Source organism: Williamsia sp. z71 (genome assembly GCF_059553375.1).
The window spans coordinates 228,372-248,820 of sequence record NZ_JCANWX010000009.1; the positions used below are offsets into that span (position 1 = coordinate 228,372).

Annotated in this window: 19 protein-coding genes, 1 tRNA gene and 1 pseudogene; 13 read left to right on the plus strand and 8 right to left on the minus strand. The window is 65.4% G+C overall.

Annotation, left to right across the window (positions count from 1 at the left end):
- Window positions 1-19: 19 nt before the first annotated feature.
- From fabG to AC51GR_RS21800, 4 genes are all read left to right on the plus strand, one after another.
- Window positions 20-775 (plus strand): 3-oxoacyl-ACP reductase FabG, encoded by a 756-nt coding sequence (gene fabG / locus AC51GR_RS21785; protein WP_496326736.1) that lies wholly within the window; start codon window positions 20-22, stop codon window positions 773-775.
- Between the two features lie 156 nt (window positions 776-931).
- Window positions 932-1,003, plus strand: a tRNA-Gln gene (locus AC51GR_RS21790).
- 152 nt (window positions 1,004-1,155) lie between these two features.
- On the plus strand, window positions 1,156-1,698 hold the full coding sequence (locus AC51GR_RS21795; RefSeq protein ID WP_496326737.1) for a hypothetical protein: 543 nt from the start codon (window positions 1,156-1,158) through the stop codon (window positions 1,696-1,698).
- A gap of 158 nt (window positions 1,699-1,856) precedes the next feature.
- Window positions 1,857-2,543: a TetR/AcrR family transcriptional regulator gene (locus tag AC51GR_RS21800; protein WP_496326738.1), complete on the plus strand. Its 687-nt coding sequence runs from the start codon at window positions 1,857-1,859 to the stop codon at window positions 2,541-2,543.
- Here AC51GR_RS21800 and AC51GR_RS21805 read toward each other — a convergent pair.
- The 3 genes from AC51GR_RS21805 to AC51GR_RS21815 form a co-directional block, all read right to left on the minus strand.
- On the minus strand, window positions 2,540-3,307 hold the full coding sequence (locus AC51GR_RS21805) for a dioxygenase family protein (protein ID WP_496326767.1): 768 nt from the start codon (window positions 3,305-3,307) through the stop codon (window positions 2,540-2,542). The genes AC51GR_RS21800 and AC51GR_RS21805 overlap by 4 nt on opposite strands.
- Before the next feature lie 72 nt (window positions 3,308-3,379).
- Entirely contained in the window at window positions 3,380-3,904 is a 525-nt protein-coding gene (locus tag AC51GR_RS21810; RefSeq protein WP_496326739.1) for a GNAT family N-acetyltransferase, read from the minus strand.
- Window positions 3,901-4,794 (minus strand): SDR family NAD(P)-dependent oxidoreductase, encoded by an 894-nt coding sequence (locus AC51GR_RS21815; protein WP_496326740.1) that lies wholly within the window; start codon window positions 4,792-4,794, stop codon window positions 3,901-3,903. Before AC51GR_RS21815 ends, AC51GR_RS21810 begins: the two co-directional genes overlap by 4 nt.
- A 174-nt stretch (window positions 4,795-4,968) precedes the next feature.
- Here AC51GR_RS21815 and mfd point away from each other — a divergent pair, with 174 nt between their 5' ends.
- Window positions 4,969-8,589 (plus strand): transcription-repair coupling factor, encoded by a 3,621-nt coding sequence (mfd, locus tag AC51GR_RS21820; protein ID WP_496326741.1) that lies wholly within the window; start codon window positions 4,969-4,971, stop codon window positions 8,587-8,589.
- A gap of 37 nt (window positions 8,590-8,626) precedes the next feature.
- Window positions 8,627-9,268: pseudogene (locus AC51GR_RS21825) on the plus strand (nucleoside triphosphate pyrophosphohydrolase); the annotation flags it as partial.
- Between the two features lie 92 nt (window positions 9,269-9,360).
- On the opposite strand, the gene efeB reads toward AC51GR_RS21825, so the two are convergent.
- Genes efeB through efeU form a run of 3 tightly spaced genes read right to left on the minus strand, consistent with a single transcriptional unit; the run spans window position 9,361 to window position 12,816 of the window.
- Window positions 9,361-10,686 carry an iron uptake transporter deferrochelatase/peroxidase subunit gene (gene efeB / locus AC51GR_RS21830; protein ID WP_496326742.1) on the minus strand — a complete coding sequence of 442 codons (1,326 nt, stop codon included), beginning with the start codon at window positions 10,684-10,686 and terminating at the stop codon, window positions 9,361-9,363.
- A complete protein-coding gene (gene efeO / locus AC51GR_RS21835) occupies window positions 10,686-11,903 on the minus strand; it encodes an iron uptake system protein EfeO (RefSeq protein WP_496326743.1) in 1,218 nt (405 codons plus the stop codon). Before efeO ends, efeB begins: the two co-directional genes overlap by 1 nt.
- Window positions 11,904-11,934: 31 nt before the next feature.
- On the minus strand, window positions 11,935-12,816 hold the full coding sequence (efeU, locus tag AC51GR_RS21840; RefSeq protein ID WP_496326744.1) for an iron uptake transporter permease EfeU: 882 nt from the start codon (window positions 12,814-12,816) through the stop codon (window positions 11,935-11,937).
- Window positions 12,817-13,147: 331 nt separating this feature from the next.
- On the opposite strand from efeU, the gene AC51GR_RS21845 reads away from it, so the two are divergent.
- From AC51GR_RS21845 to AC51GR_RS21865, 5 genes are all read left to right on the plus strand, one after another.
- Entirely contained in the window at window positions 13,148-13,879 is a 732-nt protein-coding gene (locus AC51GR_RS21845; protein WP_496326745.1) for a lytic transglycosylase domain-containing protein, read from the plus strand.
- Window positions 13,880-14,025: 146 nt separating this feature from the next.
- Window positions 14,026-15,312 carry a phosphopyruvate hydratase gene (eno, locus tag AC51GR_RS21850; protein WP_496326746.1) on the plus strand — a complete coding sequence of 429 codons (1,287 nt, stop codon included), beginning with the start codon at window positions 14,026-14,028 and terminating at the stop codon, window positions 15,310-15,312.
- Between the two features lie 202 nt (window positions 15,313-15,514).
- A complete protein-coding gene (locus AC51GR_RS21855; protein WP_496326747.1) occupies window positions 15,515-15,928 on the plus strand; it encodes an FtsB family cell division protein in 414 nt (137 codons plus the stop codon).
- Entirely contained in the window at window positions 15,925-16,464 is a 540-nt protein-coding gene (locus AC51GR_RS21860; protein WP_496326748.1) for a DUF501 domain-containing protein, read from the plus strand. The genes AC51GR_RS21855 and AC51GR_RS21860 overlap by 4 nt, the downstream gene beginning before the upstream one ends.
- Window positions 16,461-17,414: a Ppx/GppA phosphatase family protein gene (locus tag AC51GR_RS21865; protein WP_496326749.1), complete on the plus strand. Its 954-nt coding sequence runs from the start codon at window positions 16,461-16,463 to the stop codon at window positions 17,412-17,414. The genes AC51GR_RS21860 and AC51GR_RS21865 overlap by 4 nt, the downstream gene beginning before the upstream one ends.
- Window positions 17,415-17,470: 56 nt before the next feature.
- Here AC51GR_RS21865 and AC51GR_RS21870 read toward each other — a convergent pair whose 3' ends face one another.
- Window positions 17,471-18,067: a TIGR03086 family metal-binding protein gene (locus AC51GR_RS21870; protein ID WP_496326750.1), complete on the minus strand. Its 597-nt coding sequence runs from the start codon at window positions 18,065-18,067 to the stop codon at window positions 17,471-17,473.
- Window positions 18,068-18,128: 61 nt separating this feature from the next.
- Here AC51GR_RS21870 and AC51GR_RS21875 point away from each other — a divergent pair, with 61 nt between their 5' ends.
- Complete coding sequence (locus AC51GR_RS21875) at window positions 18,129-18,581, plus strand: MarR family winged helix-turn-helix transcriptional regulator (RefSeq protein ID WP_496326751.1); 453 nt, start codon at window positions 18,129-18,131, stop codon at window positions 18,579-18,581.
- Window positions 18,582-18,607: 26 nt separating this feature from the next.
- On the opposite strand, the gene AC51GR_RS21880 is transcribed toward AC51GR_RS21875, so the two are convergent.
- Window positions 18,608-19,090 carry a DUF4395 domain-containing protein gene (locus tag AC51GR_RS21880; RefSeq protein WP_496326752.1) on the minus strand — a complete coding sequence of 161 codons (483 nt, stop codon included), beginning with the start codon at window positions 19,088-19,090 and terminating at the stop codon, window positions 18,608-18,610.
- A 283-nt stretch (window positions 19,091-19,373) separates the two neighbouring features.
- On the opposite strand from AC51GR_RS21880, the gene AC51GR_RS21885 reads away from it, so the two are divergent.
- Window positions 19,374-20,429, plus strand: coding sequence for an IS110 family RNA-guided transposase (locus AC51GR_RS21885; protein ID WP_496323328.1), 1,056 nt, complete (start codon window positions 19,374-19,376; stop codon window positions 20,427-20,429).
- The last annotated feature ends 20 nt before the right edge of the window (window positions 20,430-20,449 follow it).

Sequence of the window (20,449 nt, forward strand, 5' to 3'; positions counted from 1 at the left end):
TACGACAAGGGAGTTGTTTGTGAGCGAGCAGAGGACAGCGATCGTCACCGGCGCGGCACGCGGGATCGGGGCGGCGGTCGCGAAACGACTGTCGGCTGACGGATATGCAGTGGCGGTCCTGGATCTCGACGAGTCGAGTTGTGCCGACACCGTCAAGGCGATCACTGATGCCGGTGGCAAGGCGATCGCCGTCGGCGCCGATGTCGCCGACGAGGCCGCCGTCGCCGCGGCCGTCGAGAAGGTGGCCGGCGAGCTCGGTGCCCCGACCATCCTGGTCAACAACGCCGGCATCACCCGCGACAACATGCTGTTCAAGATGTCGGTCGATGACTGGGATTCGGTCATGAACGTCCACCTGCGTGGCGCGTTCCTGATGTCGCGGGCGGTGCAGCAGCACATGGTCGCGGCGAAGTTCGGCCGGATCGTCAACCTGTCGAGCGTGTCGGCCCTCGGTAACCGTGGACAGGCGAACTACTCCGCGGCCAAAGCGGGCATGCAGGGGTTCACCAAGACCCTCTCGATCGAGCTCGGGAAGTTCGGTGTGACGGCCAACGCCATCGGCCCGGGTTTCATCGAGACCGAGATGACCGCGGCGACCGCCGAGCGCGTCGGTGTTCCGTTCGAGGACTACAAGGCCGCAGCGGCGTCCCAGATCCCGGTCGCCCGGGTCGGTCAGCCCGAGGACATCGCGCACACCGTCTCATTCCTCGCCAGCGAAGGTGCGGGATTCGTCACCGGGCAGGTCATCTACGTCGCCGGCGGTCCGCGCGACTGACCCCATCCGCCCACCACAAACGAGCCACCTATGCGAAGACGAGCCACAAATTTGTGGCTCGTCTTCGCATTACCGGCTCGTTCGCCGGAGGTGGGGTCGGGCGTCGCGAGCCGGTTGTGGATTCTGATGACTCTCATGGCACAATCGTGAGCGCAATCCGCCATGGTGTAATCGGCAACACTCCTGATTTTGGTTCAGGTATTCCAGGTTCGAGTCCTGGTGGCGGAGCTCTTACCGAATCCGGTTGACGGTCAGCACTCTTCGATATTCCCGCGCTGTTTCCAGCTAACTCACAGCTACCCTTCAGCCAACTTCCAGTCCCGATGGTGATCGTGGAGTCATCCACCTGACCAACAGGGGTCGGTGAAGAGTGAAAGGGCATGAACGTGTCTGGGCAACAGTTCCCAACTTCTCAGAGCCAGAATGAACCCGGTGGCCGGCCTGCCGGCGACAAGGGGGTCTCGAACGACGAGTCCGTAACCGAGCAGATGGCCACCGCCGACGGATCCACCGAGCAGACCCGCCCGGCCGGCGAACAACCGCCGGCGGATCCGGCAGCGCCGGCACAGAGTTCGTCGCGCTGGTATCAGGGACGTGGCGCACTCGTCGCCGGAGCGGTCGCAATTGCGGTCGTCTTCGGGGTGGGCGGACTCGGTATCGGCCTCACCGTCGCTGACGACGGTGGCCCGAGCGGTCCGAGTACGAGCCAGGAATTGCGGGGTGGACCCGGTGGCAACGGCCCCTTCGGTGACCTGCGTGGTGACGACCAGCGCGGTGGCGACATGCGAGGTGGCCCGGGGCGGATGCTCCCTGACGGCACCGCACCCGAACAGGGGGACGGGACTCAGAACGGTGACGAGCAGGAACGCCCGGAGCGGGGCAACACCGAGTCCGGCCAGACCGGCGACGAACAGCCGGCCTGATCGTCACGTATTCGACGATTTTCTCGGGCTTCTTCTTGTCGAATGCCCTCTTTCAAATAGATCTGGACACCAGTCGTCGGCGCCGGGTTCGAACTGATTTGAATGCGGTCCGCATATAGTTGGACTCGATGTCCATTTTTGCGAGGGGGTAGGCGACGATGACCGTTGATCGCCCGACCACCAAAGCAGACCAGGTGCAGCGGGTACCGCGTGCCCGGATGACCGGTCCGCAGCGGCGCCATCAGCTCATCGAGGTCGCCCGGGGTCTGTTCGCCGAACGGGGTTTCGAGGCCACCGCGGTCGAAGAGATCGCGCAGCGCGCCGGAGTCTCCAAACCTGTTGTGTATGAACACTTCGGCGGCAAAGAGGGTCTGTACGCGGTGATCGTCGACCGCGAGATGGAAACCCTGCTCGAGATGATCACCTCGTCGCTCAGCAAGAACCGGTCGCGGTACCGCGTGCAGCAGGTGGCGCTGGCGCTGCTGACCTACATGGAAGATCGCACCGACGGCTTTCAGATCCTGATGCGCGGCTCGTCCACGGCCGGCGATGCCGGCAAGTATTCGAGTCTGCTCAACGATGCGATCAGTCAGGTCGAGCACATCCTGGGTTCTGATTTCGAGCGGCGCGGCCGCGACCCCGCCCTGGCGCCGCTCTATGCGCAAGCCCTGGTCGGGATGGTCACGTCGACCGCGCAGTGGTGGCTCGCCGTGCGGGAGCCCTCGAAAGAGGTGGTCGCGGCCCATCTGGTCAACCTGTGCTGGAACGGCCTGGTCAACCTCGAGGACGACCCGCACCTCGTCGAGCCGAGCGAGCCGTCCGAGTCCGATGGGCGATCGACCTAGGCCAGCTGCAGGCTGCGTTTGCTCAGGCCCATCCAGAAACCGTCGATGACCTGATCGCCCTGTTGTTCCGGGTCGTCGCCGGCGCCGAGGGCGACGAACAGCGGTGACCAGTGTTCGACCGTCGGATGCGCGTAGGGCATGCCCGGCGCCAACTCACGGAATCGAATCAGCGATTCGACGTCGCCGGCGGCAAAGCGCTCGCCCGCCCAGGCATCGAATTCCCTGGACCACGACGGTGGGATGGCGTTCGGTCGCATGTCGCGCAGGAACTGCAGACCGTGCGTGGTGAAGCCCGAACCGATGATCAGCACACCCTCATCTCGGAGTGGCCTGAGCCGGCGGCCGAGGTCGAGGAGCTGCTGCGGATCGAGAGTCGGCAGGGAGATCTGCAGGACCGGGATCTGTGCCTCTGGATACATCACCGTCAGCGGGACATAGGCGCCGTGGTCGAGACGTCGGTTGCGATCGTGGCGGACAGGCTGTTTGTCAGGCATCAATGCCTCGATCCGGGCGGCGAGATCGACAGCACCGGGCGCGTCGTAACGCACGCGGTAGTAGTGCTCGGGGAAGCCGCCGAAGTCGTAGGTCAGTGGCACGGTGGAATCGGTGGCGCCGATGGTCAGCGGCGCCGACTCCCAGTGCGCCGACACCATCAGGATCGCGGTGGGTGTTGGCAGGTCCGCCGACCATTGTTCGAGCTCACCGACCCAGCGGGCGTCGTCCACCAGTGGGGGAGCGCCATGGCTCAGAAACAGGGATGGCATGCGCGTCACGGACATGATCCCTTCAACCGGACCTCGGTCCGTTTTGTTCCCCGGTGGCGAATCGCTGCCGGATCAAAACGGGGGCCGGTCCGAATCGACGACGTCGTACTGCATCACGATGCAGTCCACCCAGGAACCGTGTTTGTAGCCGATCCGCCGGAGACGCCCGACCTCGTAGAACCCGGCTTTGGCGTGCAGCGGGACCGAACCGGAACCGGGGATGTCCGCGATCACCGACACGACGCGGTGGGCCGGTGACTCCTTGACCGCGTCGAGAAGTCCGGTCAACAGTGTCGCCCCGTACCCCTGGCCGGTATACGCCGGGCTCAGGTAGATGGTGTTCTCGACGGTCCACGCGTACGCCTGCTTGGGCCGGTAGTGGGCCACATAGGCGAACCCGACCACCACGTTGTTCTCGTCCGCGGCCACCAAAAAGGGAAAATGCTCGGAGATCAGGTTGGCGCGCTTGATCTTCCAGTCGGCGGCGGTCGGTGGCACATAGTCGAAGGTGACCACCGTGTTGTCCACGTAGTGCTTGTAGATGGCGGCGACATCGACGCAGTCGGGCGCGGTGGCCGGCCGGACGGTGATGGTCACAATCGGTACCTCGTGTCGGTTGCGAACTCGGCGAGTTCCCAGAGCAATCCCGCTGTTCGGATGTCGCAGGCCGCCGCGGATCGTCCGACCAGCACCGGGCCGCCGCGCAGACCGAAGGGCCCGTCCGGGCCGACGTATGACCCCGACGGGATGTCCGGGGTCAACGCGCGCATGGTGATCGCAGCACCTTCGGCCGGTGTGTTGGCCAGGATCCGGCCCGCACCCGAGATGACGCTGTCGATCGCCCGCAAACCGGTGACGCCGAGGATCCCGGTGGTGGCCCACCCCGGATGCGAGATGGCGGTGCTGGTCAACGACCCCGACTTGCGCAGCCGGCGGTCGAGTTCGAGTCCCCAGAGCATGTCCGCGAGTTTCGATTGGGCATACGCTGCCGGACGACTCCAGGCGCGCCGCTCGAAATGCGGATCGTCGAGATGGATCTGCCCGGTCTTGTGGGAACTCGAGCCCACGATCACCACCCGGTCCCGGATCCGGGGCAAGAGCAGATTGGTCAGCGCGAACGGGCCCAGAAAGTTTGTGCCGAACGATGTTTCAAAACCGTCGACGGTGAAGCTGTGTTCCCGCGCCATCACACCGGCGTTGTTGACGAGGACGTCGATGTCACCGAGACCGGCCGCGCAACGCCATACCGACGACAGATCGGCGACATCGAGTTCGATCACCTCGGCGTGCGCACCGGGGGTGTCGGCAGCGATCTCGGCGGCCCGTTCTTTGCCGCGGTCGACGTCGCGAACCGCGAGGACCACATCCGCACCGACTCGCGCCAGGCCCCGCGCGGTCTCCCAGCCCAGGCCGTTTGTCGCGCCGGTGACGACGATTCGTTTACCGTCCAGGCGCGGTAGGTTGGCTGCCGACCAGCGTGACTTCATGCAGTCACAGTAATGTGCCGGCAAGTCGACCGGTTCGTCCCTTTCGATGATCAACCGATCGCACCACCCGGGCCGGGGTCGGCGACGAGGCCCATCAGCGTCGCGGCGTGTCGTTCAGGCGAACATCAGGTGCTCGTGGTCACCGCTGTCGGGGCGCACCCGTAAACTGTTCGTGTGACTGGGCCCTCTGCTGCAATTTTCACCGGACAGCTATCTGGTTTGGCCCAGATCGCCGCCTCTGACGCCGCGCTGACGGGGGTGACCGGACAACTCGACGCCCCTGAACTCGAACTGGTGGGACCGCCGGCGGCGCGACCGTTCCTCGTCTCCGCGCTCGCCGCTGCCGCAGCCAAGCCGTTGCTGGTGGTGACCGCGACCGGACGCGAATCCGATGAACTGACCGCACAGCTGCGCGACATCATCGGTAAGCGGGTGACGCAGTTCCCGTCGTGGGAGACGCTGCCCCATGAGCGGTTGTCGCCGTCGGTGGACACCGTCGGTCAGCGGTTGCGGGTCCTGCACCGGCTCCGGCACCCCGATGACGAGAGCTTCGGCCCACCGCTGAAGGTGGTGGTGACAACAGTTCGCTCCCTGGTGCAGCCACTGGCCCCCGGATTGGGTGAACTGGACTCCATCACCCTGCGTGAAGGCGCCGAAACCGACTTCGACGGTGTGATCTCCAAGCTGGTCGAGTTGGCCTACACCCGCGTCGACATGGTCGGAAAACGGGGCGAGTTCGCGGTCCGCGGCGGCATCCTCGACGTGTTCCCGACCACCACCGACTACCCGGTTCGCGTGGAGTTCTGGGGCGACGAGATCACCGAGCAACGGGCGTTCTCGGTCGCCGACCAGCGCAGCCAGCCCGAAGTCGACATGAAGCTCGTCCACATCCATCCCTGCCGCGAACTGTTGCTGACCGAGGGTGTGCGCGCCCGGGCAGCCGACCTCGCGGTCGACATGGCCGCCGATTCGTCGGTCGTCGAGATGCTGACCAAACTCTCCGAAGGCGTCTCTACCGAGGGGATGGAAGCGCTCATCCCGGCACTGGTCCCCGGACAGATGCAACTGCTCACCGAGGTCATGCCCGTCGGTACCCATGTGGTCATCCTCGATCCGGAGAAAGTCCGGACGCGGGCGTCGGATCTCGCCCGGACCGGTGCCGAGTTCCTCGAAGCGTCGTGGACCGCGGCCGGGGGCGGCGGGCTGGCGCCGATCGACCTCGGGTTGTTGCATCTCGAGGACAGCTCGTACCGCTCACTGGATGAGGTACACGAACAGACCCTCGCCGCGCAGCGCACCTGGTGGTCGTACAGCTCGATCGGCATCGGCACCGAGCTGAAACTGACCCCGGGCCCGGCGCCACGCGGCGACGAGAAGGAAATCGCCAAGACCTTCGCCGGGCTGCGGGCGCATGTCGCCTCCGGCGGCCGGGCAGCGGTGGTCTCTGCCGGCGCCGGAACCGCCGACCGCATCGTCGAACGCCTCGGTGAAGCCGAAGTTCCGGTGCGCCACGGTGATTCAGGGGCGACCCCGGAGCCGGGGATGGTGACGGTCCTGCGGGGCTCGCTGTCCTCGGGATTGGTGTTGCCCGATGCGGAATTGGTGATCATCACCGAATCCGATCTCACCGGCGCCCGGATCACCGGAGCCCAGGATGGTCGCCGGCTCCCGGCGAAGCGACGCAACCAGGTCGACCCACTCGCGCTCAGTGCCGGTGACATGGTGGTCCACGATCAGCACGGCATCGGCAAGTTCGTCGAGATGATCGAGCGCACCATCGGCGGGGCGCGGCGTGAATACCTGGTCATCGAATATGCGCCGAGCAAGCGTGGTCACCCCGGCGACCGACTGTTCGTCCCGATGGACTCGCTCGATCAGCTGTCCCGGTATGTCGGTGGCGAGACGCCCTCGTTGTCGAAACTCGGTGGCTCGGACTGGCAGAACACAAAGCGCAAGGCGCGCAAGGCTGTTCGCGAGATCGCCGGCGAGCTGGTGCAGCTGTACGCGGCCCGGCATGCCGCTCCGGGTTACGCGTTCGCGCCCGACACCCCGTGGCAGCGCGAGATGGAAGATGCCTTCGGATTCACCGAGACGATGGATCAGCTGACCGTCATCGGTGAGGTGAAGGCCGATATGGAACGTCCGGTCCCGATGGACCGCGTGGTGGTCGGCGATGTGGGTTACGGCAAGACCGAGATCGCGGTCCGGGCGGCGTTCAAGGCCGTGCAGAGCGGTAAGCAGGTGGCCGTTCTCGTTCCGACAACCATTCTCGCGCAACAACATCTGCAGACCTTCACCGAGCGGATGCAGGAGTTCCCGGTGACGATCGCGGGCCTGTCGCGGTTCACCGATGTGGCCGAGTCCCGCAAGGTCGTCGAGGGGATGGCCGATGGCACGGTCGACATCGTCATCGGAACCCACCGTCTGCTGGCCACCGGAATCCGTTGGAAAGACCTCGGATTGGTGGTGGTCGACGAAGAGCAGCGTTTCGGTGTCGAACACAAAGAGCACATCAAATCGCTGCGGACACACGTCGACGTGCTCACCATGTCGGCGACACCGATCCCACGAACACTGGAGATGTCGATGGCCGGCATCCGCGAGATGTCGACGATCCTGACTCCTCCGGAGGAGCGGCATCCGGTGCTCACCTACGTGGGTCCGTACCAGGAGAAGCAGGTCGCGGCGTCGATCAGGCGTGAACTGCTGCGTGACGGACAGGTCTTTTTCGTCCACAACCGGGTCAGCACCATCGACAAGACGGCGGCTGCGATCCGGGCGATGGTGCCGGAGGCCCGGGTCGTCGTGGCGCACGGACAGATGGGGGAGGACCTCCTCGAACGCACCGTCACCGGATTCTGGGACCGTGAGTACGACGTTCTGGTGTGTACGACCATCATCGAGACGGGTCTCGACATCTCCAACGCCAACACCCTGATCGTCGACCGGTCCGAGGTCCTGGGTCTGTCGCAGCTGCATCAGCTGCGCGGACGCGTCGGTCGAAGCCGGGAACGCGGATACGCGTACTTCTTGTACAACGGCGACAAGCCACTCACCGAAACGGCACACGAGCGGCTCGCGACCATCGCGCAGAACAACGACCTCGGTGCGGGTATGGCGGTGGCGCTCAAGGACCTCGAGTTGCGTGGTGCGGGCAACGTGCTCGGTGCCGAGCAGTCCGGACACGTCGCGGGCGTCGGCTTCGACCTGTACGTGCGGCTGGTCGGTGAAGCCGTCGAGGCCTACCGTGCTGCCGCCGACGGCCGGCCGATCGCCATGGAGGAGGAGAAGGAGGTGCGGGTCGATCTCCCGGTCGATGCGCATATCCCGCCCGACTATGTCGATTCCGATCGTCTGCGACTCGAGGCGTACCGCAAGTTCGCGTCGGCGACCACCGATGACGAGCTCACCGGTGTGGTCGAGGAACTGCTCGACCGCTACGGCCCGCTGCCCGAAGAGGTGCTGCGCCTGGTCTCCGTCGCGAAGTTGCGTCTGCTGGCGCGCCAGCTCGGTGTCACCGAGGTCGGGATCGCGGGCAACCAGTTCAAGGTGTCGCCGCTCAAACTGCTCGATTCGCAACAGGTTCGGCTCAAGCGGATGTATCCGTCGGCGACGTATCGCGGCACGACCGGTGTGGTCGGGATCCCGATACCGCGCACCGGTGGTGTGGGCAGTGACCGGGTGCGCGACGTCGAACTGGTCCAGGTGGTCGCGGATCTGCTGCTGGTCATCGACGGGCGCAATCCGGGCAGCGTCAACATGCGGGTCGATGCCGGGCAGGGTGCCGATGTCTGATCAGGCGAAAGACGTCGGCGCCACCGAACGGCCACCGAGCGGTTGGGAGTTGCTGGCGTCGGTCGAGTTGATGGACCGGCTGCGCCTGGACGGGCCATGGGAGCGAGACCAGACCCACGAGTCGCTACGCCGGTATCTGGTGGAGGAGACCTACGAACTCCTCGACGCGATCGATTCCGGCGACCGTGATCATCTGCTCGAAGAACTCGGCGACATCCTGTTGCAGGTGCTGTTCCATGCGCGGATCGCCGCGGACCGCGACGAGGACCCCTTCGACATCGACGATGTGGCAAGGGCTTTCACCAACAAGGTCTCGGCGCGTACCCAGGGTGTGCTCAGCGGCGAGCGCATCGATCTGCAGACCCAGCTCGAGGAGTGGGAGACGCGGAAGGCGGCCGAGAAGGCGCGCGGTTCGGTGCTCGACGGTATCGCCACCAATCAGCCGTCGCTGGCCCTGACCCAGAAGGTGCTCGAAAGGCTTGCTGCGGCAGACTTTCCAGAAGATCTGATCCCCGCCGATGTCACCGAGGTGCGGATCACCGCGGACGGCCCCAGCGTCGAGGATCAGCTGCGCCGCAATGTCCTGGCCTTCATGGCCGACATTCGCAGTGCCGAATCCGCCGCCCCGGCCGGCGAACCCAAAACCGCCGAGATCTGGCGCACTCACTTCCCCCGCTGACCCCCCCGCAACTCCCGAAAGTGTGCCCTTTTGGCGAACAAAAGCCCAGGTGGTCGCCGCCAAAAGGGCACACTATCGGGGTGTGGGGGCGTTCATTCGAAGAGGTGCTGGCCCCAGTATTGACCCTCGGATAGGCCTGGGGGACAGGCGAACAGGGCCGTCCCGGTGTGCATCAGATATTCCATCATTGCATCTTTGGAGGCCAAGGCCCGCTGCATCGGGACGAACTGGGTGTGGGCGTCCCGGCAGTACGCGATGAAGAACAGGCCGGCATCGAGGTGTCCGAACCCGTCGGAACCGTCGGTGAAGTTGTAGCCGCGACGCAGGATTCGCACCCCACCGAGATTGTCCGGATGGGCCAGGCGCACATGGGCATTGCGAGGGACGAGTGGTCCGGCGCCGTCGCCGATGTTGAAGTCCATCTCGTCGAACTCGTCGACCTTTCCCAGTGGTGCGCCGTTGCCCTTGAAACGTCCGACGATCTGTTCTTGTTCGAGCAACATCGCCCGGTCCCAGGGTTCGATGTCCATCCGGATCCGCCGGGCCACCAGATATGAACCACCGGTCATCCACTGGGCGGCCGGCGGGTTGTCGCCGGCGGCAACCCAGACGTGTGTGTCGAGCGCCTCGGTGTCATCGGCTTTGATGTTCGCGGTTCCGTCCTTGAACCCGAACATGTTTCGCGGTGTGGCCTGCGATGTGGTGGTGGACGACGTGCGTCCGAACCCCAGCTGGGACCAGCGCACACTGACCACCCCGAACCCCATCCGGGCCAGATTGCGGATGGCGTGGACGGCGACCTGGGGGTCGTCGGAGCAGGCCTGTACGCCGATGTCGCCGAAGCTGCGCGAACGCTCGATGGCATCGGCGACAAACGCCGGAAGGTCGGTGAGCGCAGCCGGCTTGCGGTCGGCGATACCGAAACGGTCTGAGCCGGTCGGGTTCGCGGCGCTGGGACCGAACAGCCCGGGCCCGAATCCGATGGTGATCGTCAGCGACGACGCCGTCAGGCCCAGGGCCTCACCGGTGTCGGCCGGCGGGGTGTAATCGCCCATCCCGAGCGCGCCATCCTCGACGGTGTCCAGACCCCTGGTCATGCGCTCGGCGGCCGCCGTCCACCGTTTGAGCATTTCGACCAGCTCGTCGCGGTTGTCGGTGATCACGTCGAACGCCGCGAAGTGCAGTCGGTCCTGGGCCTCGGTGACGATGCCGGCCTGGCGTGATCCGTAGAACGGGACGATGTGATCGGCCGGGTCGGCGCTCGGTTCGGATGCGGTGGCGCGGCCGACGGCGAGACCACCGGCCGCTGCCACGGCGGCCGCACCCACCCCGGCGGCACCGAGCACCGCGCGACGGCTGACGCCGGTGCGCTCGCTCGGCTGGTCCGGGGTGGGTGCGGTGCCCTCTGGTTCGGTCACTATTGCGTCATCACCAACCCGGGAACCAGCGACAGCGACTGCGAGAGTGCGTCGATCTGATCGGAGAACGCCTTGCGGGCCTCTTCGGGGACCTGGTCGTAGGACTGATACCCGTCCGCCGTCTGATACTCCTCGATGGATGCGCGCACGGCCGCGAACTGTGCGGTGATCTTGTCCATCAGTTCGGGGTTCTTGGCCGCGATGATGGGTTGCATCGCTGCGATGAGGGTTTCGGATCCGTCGACGTTGGCGGCGAAGTCCCACAGGTCGGTGTGGCTGTAGCGGTCCTCCTCGCCGCCGACCTTGGTGGCCGCGACCTCATCGATCAGTGCCTGCGGGCCCTTGACGAACGAACCGGTCTCGAAGACGAAGTCGGGTTTGTCGACTTCGGCCTTGAGCGCGTTGACGTTTGCCAGCAACTCGTCGGCCGCCTTGTCGGCTTCGGCCTTGTTGTCGGTCGCCAGCGCATTGTCGTAGTCGGCCTGGCTCACATCACCGGGGTTCTCGCCGATGTCGCTGGTCTGCGGTGCCCACAGGAAGCGTTCGATGCGATGGAACCCGGTGAACGGGGCGGCGCCGTCTTCGGTGTCGTCCCAGCGCATGTCGATCGCGGGATCGAGGTCGGGGAACGATTCGGCAACCGGTTCGATGCGTTCGTAGAAGGTACGCGTCTGACCGAACTGCGCCCGAGCGGCGTCGAGGTCACCGGCCTTGACCGCCGCGACGAACACGGCGGTTTGATCAGCGAAACCGTTGACCTGCCCGCGGACGTAGTCGAGATAGGAGGCCTTGGCCTGTTCGACATCGGCCGGAATCTTTGCCTTCTCCTTGGTCTCACCGGTCACGTTCAGCTCTTCACGGATACCGGTTCCGACCATACCGGGCTTGCAGGCTGTCTGATAGGTGCCCGGCTCCACGATCTCGACCGTCAGCTTGCCGGTCAGACCCGGCCCGATGTTCTCGACCTCGCCGAGGACGCGATTGTTGTTGCCGTACACATAGAACTCGGTGATCTTGTTGCCGTTGTTCGTGACATTGAACGACACGTTCCCCGTCTCGGCATCCGTGGTGGCGAGATCGCAGCTCGAATCGGTCGAGGTGACGGCGATATCGCCTTCGGAGGCCTCGGTCTTGTCGGTACAGGCCGCCAGGGCGAGCGGGCCGATGACCGCCGCGCACAGCAACGCGACCGCCTTGGCGGATCGGGTGGGGTTCATGTGGAGGTGGAGCCTTTCTCAAGGTGGGGGATCAGGCGGTGACGGGTGTCTGTTGCGGTCTGGCCGGCGCCGGTTTACGGGGCCAGAGGAAGAAGGTCATCACGATCAGGAGATAGGCGGCCCAGCCGAGGACCTGGAGCACCGTCGGATCGGGCCGGAAGTTGAAGATGCCGGCCAGAACGGTTCCGTACCAGGATGATTGGTCGTACTGTGCGGTGACATCGAAGGCGGTGTTCGACAGCCCGGGCAGCCATCCCACGGTCTGCAGTGCCCGGATCGCGTACGCCAGCATCCCCGCGGCGACCACCACCAGAAACGCTCCGGTGTAGGTGAAGAACTTCTGAAAGTTGATCCGGACCGCACCGTGATACAGGAGCACCGTGACGATCACGGCGATGACGACTCCGAGCACCAGCCCGACCAGCGGCCAGTTGCTGCCCGAGGTGTTCTCGGCGTACCCGACCATCAGCAGTGCGGTCTCGACACCTTCTCGTCCCACGGCGAGGAATGACAACAGCACCACCGCGCCCGCGCCGACCTCCAGTGCGCGGGCCATCGATTCCTTGAGCTCGCCGGAGATGGACGCCGCTGCCGTGCGCATCCACAGCACCATGAAGGTCACGATCGCCACCGCTGCCAACGAGGTGACGCCGGCGATGGCTTCCGCGGTCAGGCCGGTCACGGTCGACGTGCCGTAGTGGATGACGGCGAAGATGGTCAGCACCATCGCGATCGCGGAACCCACGCCGAGCCACACCCACTTGAGGGCGTCCCTCCGGTCCGATTTGACCAGGAAAGCGACCAGGATCATCACGACGATCCCGGCCTCGAGTCCCTCGCGAAGACCGATGAGCCCGCTCCCGAACAACTGGGTCGCCACCGAGGGTGCCGAACCGGCGTCAGCGACGTACAACTGTGCTCCCTCTGTCTTCGAGCCTGGTTAGGGTCGGGTTGCCTAAGACGCGACTGTACAACGGAATCCGGGGAACTCCGAGGGGTAATTGTGGAGTTGGGACATGTTGGGGACTTTGTGCCCTCACCCGCTGCGACCTGGGCATTCGGGCAAATCGGACAAAGCTCACCCAGGCTCGGTGTGTCGTTCGGCGATTCGGTACCGGGCAAGCGCGGCGTGGTCGGGCACAGTGGAATGGGGACCCCACTCGAAGTGGTGGGTCGATGGTGACGAAGTGAGGATGACGGTGGTGCGTGGGCGTCGGCGAGAGCCGCGAAGTGATCGGCGAACGATGAGCCGGCGGTTGGCGGTCGTGGGTGTCGCCGTGGGTGTGATGGCGGCGACCGCCGGATGCCTCGATCTTCCGTCCAAGCCGGACGTGGTGATCCCGGAGGGCATCCCGCCCAACCCGGGGGCGCCCGTGCCCTACTTCGACATCAATGCGCCCGGCCGCACCGCCGAGCTGGTGCGTGAGTGGGCGACCCCGATCTCCGAGGAGAGCCGGATCCCGCTCGTCGCCCTCGAGGCGTACGCCAATGCGGCGGAGATCCAGCGGCAGCAACACCCCGAATGCGGTATCACCTGGACAACGCTCGCTGGGATCGCCGGGGTGGAGAGCAAACACGGTCAGTATCGCGGGGCACAGATCGCTGCCAGCGGCGACGTCTCGCCGGAGATCCGGGGTGTCCCGCTCGACGGGACGGCGGGCAACGCCAAGATCACCGACACCGACGGCGGACTACTCGACGGCGACGATGTGCTCGACCGGGCGATGGGTCCGTTCCAGTTCATCCCGGCGACCTGGGAACGCTTCGGCGTCGACGCCAACGGTGACGGGGTGGTGGATGTGGACAACATCGATGACGCCGCGCTGTCCGCGGCGCGCTACCTCTGCGTCTCCGGTGGCGACCTGACCACCCCCGAGGGCTGGGAGAAGGCGGTCAAGGTCTACAACAACTCGATGCAGTACGTCCTCGACGTCCGCGACCATGCCAACGCCTACTCGGTGAACGTCGCGTACTGAGATTTTCTGTGCAGATCGCATCTGCATCGACGTCGGTGCGGCAATCGTTATCTGGCTGGGTTGGGCATTAGGCTCTAAGGCGATACGCGCCACCTTCTCGGTGCGGGCGTGAACGTGCAGTGATCAACATCTGAAGGAGATGAGCCGTGGCCAGCATCGATCAGGTCGGAGCCCGCGAAATTCTGGACTCGCGGGGTAACCCGACAGTCGAGGTCGAAGTTGTTCTGGACGACGGAACATTTACCCGCGCGGCGGTGCCCTCGGGCGCCTCGACCGGTGAGCACGAAGCAGTGGAACTCCGCGACGGTGGCGATCGCTACGGCGGCAAGGGTGTCCTGAAGGCCGTGGAGGCCGTCCTCGGTGAGATCGCGCCTGCCGTGATCGGTATCGAGGCCGACGATCAGCGACTGGTCGATCAGGCCCTGCTCGACCTCGACGGAACCCCCGACAAGTCCCGCCTCGGTGCCAACGCACTGCTCGGTGTCTCCCTGGCCGTGGCCAAGGGTGCTGCCGAGTCGGCCGGACTCCCGTTGTTCCGTTACGTGGGCGGACCCAACGCGCACATCCTGCCCGTCCCGATGATGAACATCGTCAACGGCGGCGCGCACGCGGACACCGGTGTCGACGTCCAGGAATTCATGGTCGCGCCCATCGGGGCGCCGACGTTCAAGGAGTCCCTGCGGTGGGGCGCCGAGGTGTACCACTCGCTGCGGTCCGTCCTGAAGTCCAAGGGCTTGTCGACCGGTCTCGGTGACGAGGGCGGCTTCGCGCCGGACATCGCCGGGACCCGTGCGGCGTTGGAGCTGATCAGTGAGGCCATCGGTAACACCGGTCTCAAGCTGGGTACCGACGTTGCGCTCGCGCTCGACGTCGCCGCCACCGAGTTCCACACCGAGGGCAAGGGTTACGCCTTCGAGGGAAGCATCCGTACGGCAGCGCAGATGGCCGAGTTCTATGCCGAACTGCTCACCGAGTTCCCGTTGGTCTCCATCGAGGATCCGCTGTCCGAGGATGACTGGGATGGATGGATCGCGCTCACCGAGGCCATCGGCGACAAGGTCCAGCTGGTCGGCGACGACCTGTTCGTCACCAACCCCGAGCGTCTGGAAGACGGCATCAACCGCGGTGCGGCCAACGCACTCCTGGTGAAGGTCAACCAGATCGGCACACTGACCGAGACCCTCGACGCCGTGGCGCTGGCACACAACAGCGGCTACAAGACGATGATGAGCCACCGTTCGGGTGAAACCGAGGACACGACCATCGCCGATCTGGCAGTGGCGTGTGGTTGTGGACAGATCAAGACCGGTGCACCGGCTCGCAGCGAGCGCGTTGCCAAGTACAACCAGTTGCTCCGCATCGAAGAGGGCCTCGGAGACGCAGCCCGCTATGCCGGCGATCTCGCCTTCCCGCGGTTCTCCTTCGAGGGCTGAGCCGCACCGAAAGTTGATGGACGCCTAAACCATGGCCGAAAGACGAAGTCGCCGAACGGGATCGCCAGACGGATCCCGGCGTGAGCGCGGCCGTGGGCAGGCGGACGGTGCGCATGGACCGGCTCGGTCGGGGTCGCGCAGTCGCGGCGGCCCCGGCCCTACCCGGGCCCGTGCGGCATCGCGAGCGTCCGCCTCACCGACGATGACGTTGCCGCGGACCGCGGCAGCGTTGTCGTCGCGGTGGGAGGCGATCAATCCGAAGCGCGCGGTGGTACTCGCCGCGGTCCTGAGTCTGCTGGCGTTGTCGCTGGCGGTGCCGATGCGGACGTACTTTTCACAGCAGACCGAGTTCGACGAGTTGCGGGCAAGCACTGTGCAACTCGAGCAAGAGGTTCGGGACTATGAAGAGAAGGTCGCCGAGCAGAGTGACCCGGCCTACATCGAGGCGCAGGCGCGCGAGCGATTGCAGTTTGTGATGCCAGGGGAGAAGCCCTTGGTGATGCAGTACCCGGAACCACCGGGCAAGACGGACGAAGAGCGTGAGGCGGAGAAGCAGGCACAGAACCCCTGGTACACCAACCTGTGGGAGTCCGTATCTGTGCCCGAGAAAAAATGAGTAACCCAGAATCCAATCAGCAGGTCTCCCAAGATGATCTCGACGTCATCGCCAAGCAGCTCGGGCGGGTGCCGCGCGGGGTGCTCGAGGTGAGCTACCGCACTCCCGACGGTCGGCCGGCGGTCGTCAAGACCGCGCCGCGCCTGCCCGATGGCACACCGTTTCCCACCCTGTACTACCTGACCGACCCGCGGCTGACCGCCGAGGCGAGTCGGCAGGAATCGGCCGGGGTGATGCGGGAGATGACGGCCCGGCTGGCCGAGGATCCGGAGTTGGCGGCGCAGTATCGCCGGGCTCACGAGTCGTATCTGGCCGAACGCGACGCCATCGAATCGTTGGGTACCGACTTCACCGGCGGCGGGATGCCGGACCGCGTCAAGTGCCTGCACGTGTTGATCGCCCACTCTCTGGCAAAGGGCCCCGGCCTCAATCCGTTTGGTGACGAGGCGGTCTCGTTGGCTGCCGCGGCCGGTCTGCGCGGCAGTGCAATTCCGGCGGATTGGCCGGAACTACCTGCCCGCGAAGAGGATTCATGACCGAGGTTGTCGCGGCAGTTGACTGTGGCACCAATTCGATCCGGTTGTTGGTCGCTGCCGCAGGAAACGACGGACTGATCGATCTGCATCGCGAGATGCGGGTGGTGCGTCTCGGGCAGGGCGTGGACGCCACCGGCGCATTCGCCGACGAGGCGATCGAACGCACCCGCGTGGCCCTGGCCGACTACGTGACCGTCATGCAATCGCACGGTGTCGGGGCGGTTCGGATGGTGGCCACTTCGGCCACCCGGGACGCCGTCAACCGGGACGAATTCTTTGCGATGACGCGTGACCTTCTGGGCGCGGTGGTACCGGGTGCGGTCGCCGAGGTGATCTCGGGCGACGAAGAGGCCCGGTTGAGCTTTGCCGGTGCGGTGGGCGACCTCGACCCCGCGCAGGGTCCGTTCGTGGTTGTGGACCTCGGTGGTGGCTCGACCGAGGTCGTCATGGGTGACAGCGATGGCGTGCACGCTGCGTATTCGGCCAACATCGGTTGTGTCCGGCTGACCGAACGCTGCCTGCACAGCGATCCGCCCACCGAGGCCGAGATCGCCGATGCCATCTCGGTCATCAAATCGCTTCTGGGCGAAGCCTTTTCGCATGTCGACATCGACGGCGCAAAGACGTTTGTGGGTGTGGCCGGAACGATGACCACCCTGGCCGCCCTGGCCGCAGAGCTGCCGGAATACGACTCCGAGCGGATTCATCTCTCCCGAATCGGCTTCGACCGGTTGTCGCAGGTGTGCTGGGGTCTGGTCCGGATGCCGCGTGCGGAGCGGGCTGTACTCGGGCCGATGCACCCGGGCCGCGTCGACGTCATCGGCGGTGGATCGCTGGTGACGCTCGAACTCGCCGAGATGATCGGGGAGCGGACCGGTATCACCGATCTCGTTGTCTCCGAACATGACATCCTCGACGGGATTGCACTCTCGCTGTTCAACGTCGGCTGACGACGTTCGTAGGCTGGTGCCTGTGGCAGGTGGATGCCGGGGGCGGGTGAGCGGGCTCAGGTCGACGGCCACCGGGGTGAGCGCCCCAGTAGTGCCAGCGTCCGGTCCAGCGCGGTCGCGTCGGCCGGGGGGCCGATCCGTGGCCCGAACGGGGAACCGGATTGCCTGCGGCTGTTGGTATCTGGGATCTGCTCGGCGATTCGTAGCGCGAGATCGGTCAAATTCGGGTCCGGTTCGATGTGACGACCGACGGTCCGGGCGACGTCCCAGGCGTGGATGAAGCAATCGACCAGGTGCATGGTGATCGCCTGTGAACCGATGAAGGTCCGATCGCGCGACAGCTCCGGCAGGGCGAAGTGACGATCGGCAACGCCGGGCTGAGTGAATGCCTCGGTCACCACGGCGGCCGACGTCAGGTAGTCGCTGACCGGATCGCCGCGCGGTGTTCCGGTGGCCCAGAGTGCGTCGTCGTGACCGTTGCCGGCGGCGGCGGCTGCGAAACCGTTGTTTTGCACGGTCATGTGGTCCAAGAGCTGCTCCAGATCCCACTCGGCGCAGGGGGTTTGTCGCGTCAGCTGGTCGGGGGTGATCGGTCGTGCGGCGTCGATGGTGAGTTGTATCGCTTGGCTGTGTGAGATCAGTAGGGAATTCATATGCATGATCATATCGTATGCGTACTGCTTACGAATAGGCCTGAGGGGATAGTTTGGGTACATGACTGAGCAACCGCGTCCAGATCTGGCAGCGATGTTGTTTCCGGTGGTCCGCGCGCTGATCGAGGTCGAGGAACCGATTTTGGCCGAGAACGACCTCACCATGTGGGCATATTCTGTGCTGCTCGAGCTCGGGGACGGTCCGGTCCGGACCCAGCAGGCGCTGGCAAGTGCCATCGGCGCAGACAAATCGCGGCTGATCCCGATCTTGGACAACCTGCAGGGCAGGGGGATGATCACGCGCCGACCCGATCCGGCCGACCGTCGCGTCCGTCTGGTGGCCCTGAGCGCGGAGGGGCAGCAGCTTCGGGATCGGACCCAGTCGTCGATTCAACGCGCGGAAGAAAAGATCCTGGCGCCGTTGGCCCCGGCTGAGCGGCAGGACTTCATCCGCATGGCGCGCGTCCTGCACGAATCCGTGCGAGGTGCAGCTGCGGACCCGACCGCGCAGTGACCCGCTTGCCGGCTGTGGGTGGGGGGTTACTGGCTGACAGGCGTGCGCAGCGAGATGTTGTTGCAGGCCTCGCAGACGCTCTGCGGGATCACGCCGGCCCGCTGGAGGAAGCCGAAGACGGTGCAGCCCAGGCAGAAACCGAGGACCGATTCCAGAAGTGCGGCAACCACGAGCAGTCCGGTCACGATCTGGGCCGCCACTCCGAGGCCGAGTAGCGACAGGATCAACGCCGACCCACTGAAGACGAGTCCGATGGTCTGAGCGAAACGCTTCGGCGGACCGGGGACCAGCTTCGTCTTCTTGATCAGGTGCGGTGCGATGACCCGCACGGAGAGTTGTCCGAACGGTGAGAGCGTGGGGCCCGAGGCCACCCGCAGCGCGAACCCGATCGCCAGCAGCGTGTACACGACGGGATTGTTGACCACGATCGCCACCACGGCGAGCACTACGACCAGGCCCGCCGTCGACCGCGCGGCGTACTCGTTGACGGGATTCGGAAAAGTCAGCACCGGCCCAGGCTACCGGCCCCCCGATGATGTGCCCTCAGTGTGACTCTTGTGTTGCCGCCTGAGCGGTGGTTGGGTCCTGGTCACCTGGTGTTTGGCTCTTGATGTGCCTGCCGGCATCGCATTGATGCGCATGTCTGGTCTTGCAAAAGTTATGCCAACACCAGGTGGGAAGGACCGGCCGATGTGGCTTGATAGGAGCGTGGCAACGCCCCCAACTGAGGATTGCCCACCGACCGGCCCAACCGTCCCTGGTCCCTGTTTCTGAAATCAGGAGGCAACCACCATGGTTGTAGTTGGAGTCGATGTACACAAGAGCTCACACACATTTGTTGCCGTCGATCCCGTCGGCAAAAAGCTAGGCCAACTCACCGCCCCGGCCACCACCGCCGGCCATCATGCCGCGATGCGATGGGCCCACACCCAGTTCGGTACCGACCTGCTCTGGGGCATCGAAGACTGCCGACAGATGTCGACCCGCCTCGAACGCGACCTACTCACCGCCGGCCAGACCGCCGTGCGGGTACCCACCAAAATGATGGCCCACACCCGTGCCTCGGCACGTACCCGCGGCAAATCAGATCCCATCGACGCTCTGGCCGTCGCGCGGGCAGTGCTGCGCGAACCGAACCTGCCCGCCGCCGGCGCCGACCCCCGATCCCGCGAGATACGTCTACTAGTCGATCGACGCGAAGTGTTTGTCGCACAACGCACCTCAACAATCAACCGACTGCTGTGGCGAGTCCATGAAATCAACCCCGCCTACGCCCCCAAACCACGCTCGCTGAGCATGCACAAACACCAACAGATCCTCGCCGCACAGCTGGCCACCGAGACCGGACTGCTGGCCGACATCGCCCGCGAAGAACTCGACGAGATCATCTCCCTGACCACCCGGATCAACACCACGGCCACCGAGATCGGCAAACGAGTCCGCGAACTGGTTCCCTCGCTACTACAGCTACCCGGCTGCGGGGAACTCACCGCAGCCAAAATCGTCGGCGAAACCGCCGGCATCGCCCGCTTCCACTCGGCCGACGCCTACGCCAACTACGCCGGCACCGCCCCCATCCCGGTCTGGTCCGGCAACACCGCCGGCCGCGTCCGGCTACCGCGCTGCGGCAACCGACAACTCACCACCGCCCTGCACCGCATCGCCCTGACCCAAACCCGACTCGAAGACAGCGACGGCTACACCTACTACCGCAAACGCCGCGCCGCCGGCGACTCCACCACCGCAGCCCTCCGAGCACTCCGACGCCGCCTGGTCCGCACCGTCTATCAACGCCTGATCACCGACACTGCGCCCCAACCACGAGCCATTCAGACCGCCGCCGCTTGACATAGGAGCAACTTTTGGCG

What these genes read in the sequence shown, in the direction of transcription:
- AC51GR_RS21795 (WP_496326737.1), top strand. Translation starts at nt 1,156, where the DNA reads ATGAACGTGTCTGGGCAACAGTTCCCAACTTCTCAGAGCCAGAATGAA.
- AC51GR_RS21800 (WP_496326738.1), top strand. Translation starts at nt 1,857, where the DNA reads ATGACCGTTGATCGCCCGACCACCAAAGCAGACCAGGTGCAGCGGGTA.
- AC51GR_RS21805 (WP_496326767.1), bottom strand. Translation starts at nt 3,307, where the DNA reads ATGCCATCCCTGTTTCTGAGCCATGGCGCTCCCCCACTGGTGGACGAC.
- AC51GR_RS21815 (WP_496326740.1), bottom strand. Translation starts at nt 4,794, where the DNA reads ATGAAGTCACGCTGGTCGGCAGCCAACCTACCGCGCCTGGACGGTAAA.
- efeO (WP_496326743.1), bottom strand. Translation starts at nt 11,903, where the DNA reads ATGAACCCCACCCGATCCGCCAAGGCGGTCGCGTTGCTGTGCGCGGCG.
- AC51GR_RS21845 (WP_496326745.1), top strand. Translation starts at nt 13,148, where the DNA reads ATGAGCCGGCGGTTGGCGGTCGTGGGTGTCGCCGTGGGTGTGATGGCG.
- AC51GR_RS21855 (WP_496326747.1), top strand. Translation starts at nt 15,515, where the DNA reads ATGACGTTGCCGCGGACCGCGGCAGCGTTGTCGTCGCGGTGGGAGGCG.
- AC51GR_RS21860 (WP_496326748.1), top strand. Translation starts at nt 15,925, where the DNA reads ATGAGTAACCCAGAATCCAATCAGCAGGTCTCCCAAGATGATCTCGAC.
- AC51GR_RS21865 (WP_496326749.1), top strand. Translation starts at nt 16,461, where the DNA reads ATGACCGAGGTTGTCGCGGCAGTTGACTGTGGCACCAATTCGATCCGG.
- AC51GR_RS21870 (WP_496326750.1), bottom strand. Translation starts at nt 18,067, where the DNA reads ATGAATTCCCTACTGATCTCACACAGCCAAGCGATACAACTCACCATC.
- AC51GR_RS21875 (WP_496326751.1), top strand. Translation starts at nt 18,129, where the DNA reads ATGACTGAGCAACCGCGTCCAGATCTGGCAGCGATGTTGTTTCCGGTG.
- AC51GR_RS21885 (WP_496323328.1), top strand. Translation starts at nt 19,374, where the DNA reads ATGGTTGTAGTTGGAGTCGATGTACACAAGAGCTCACACACATTTGTT.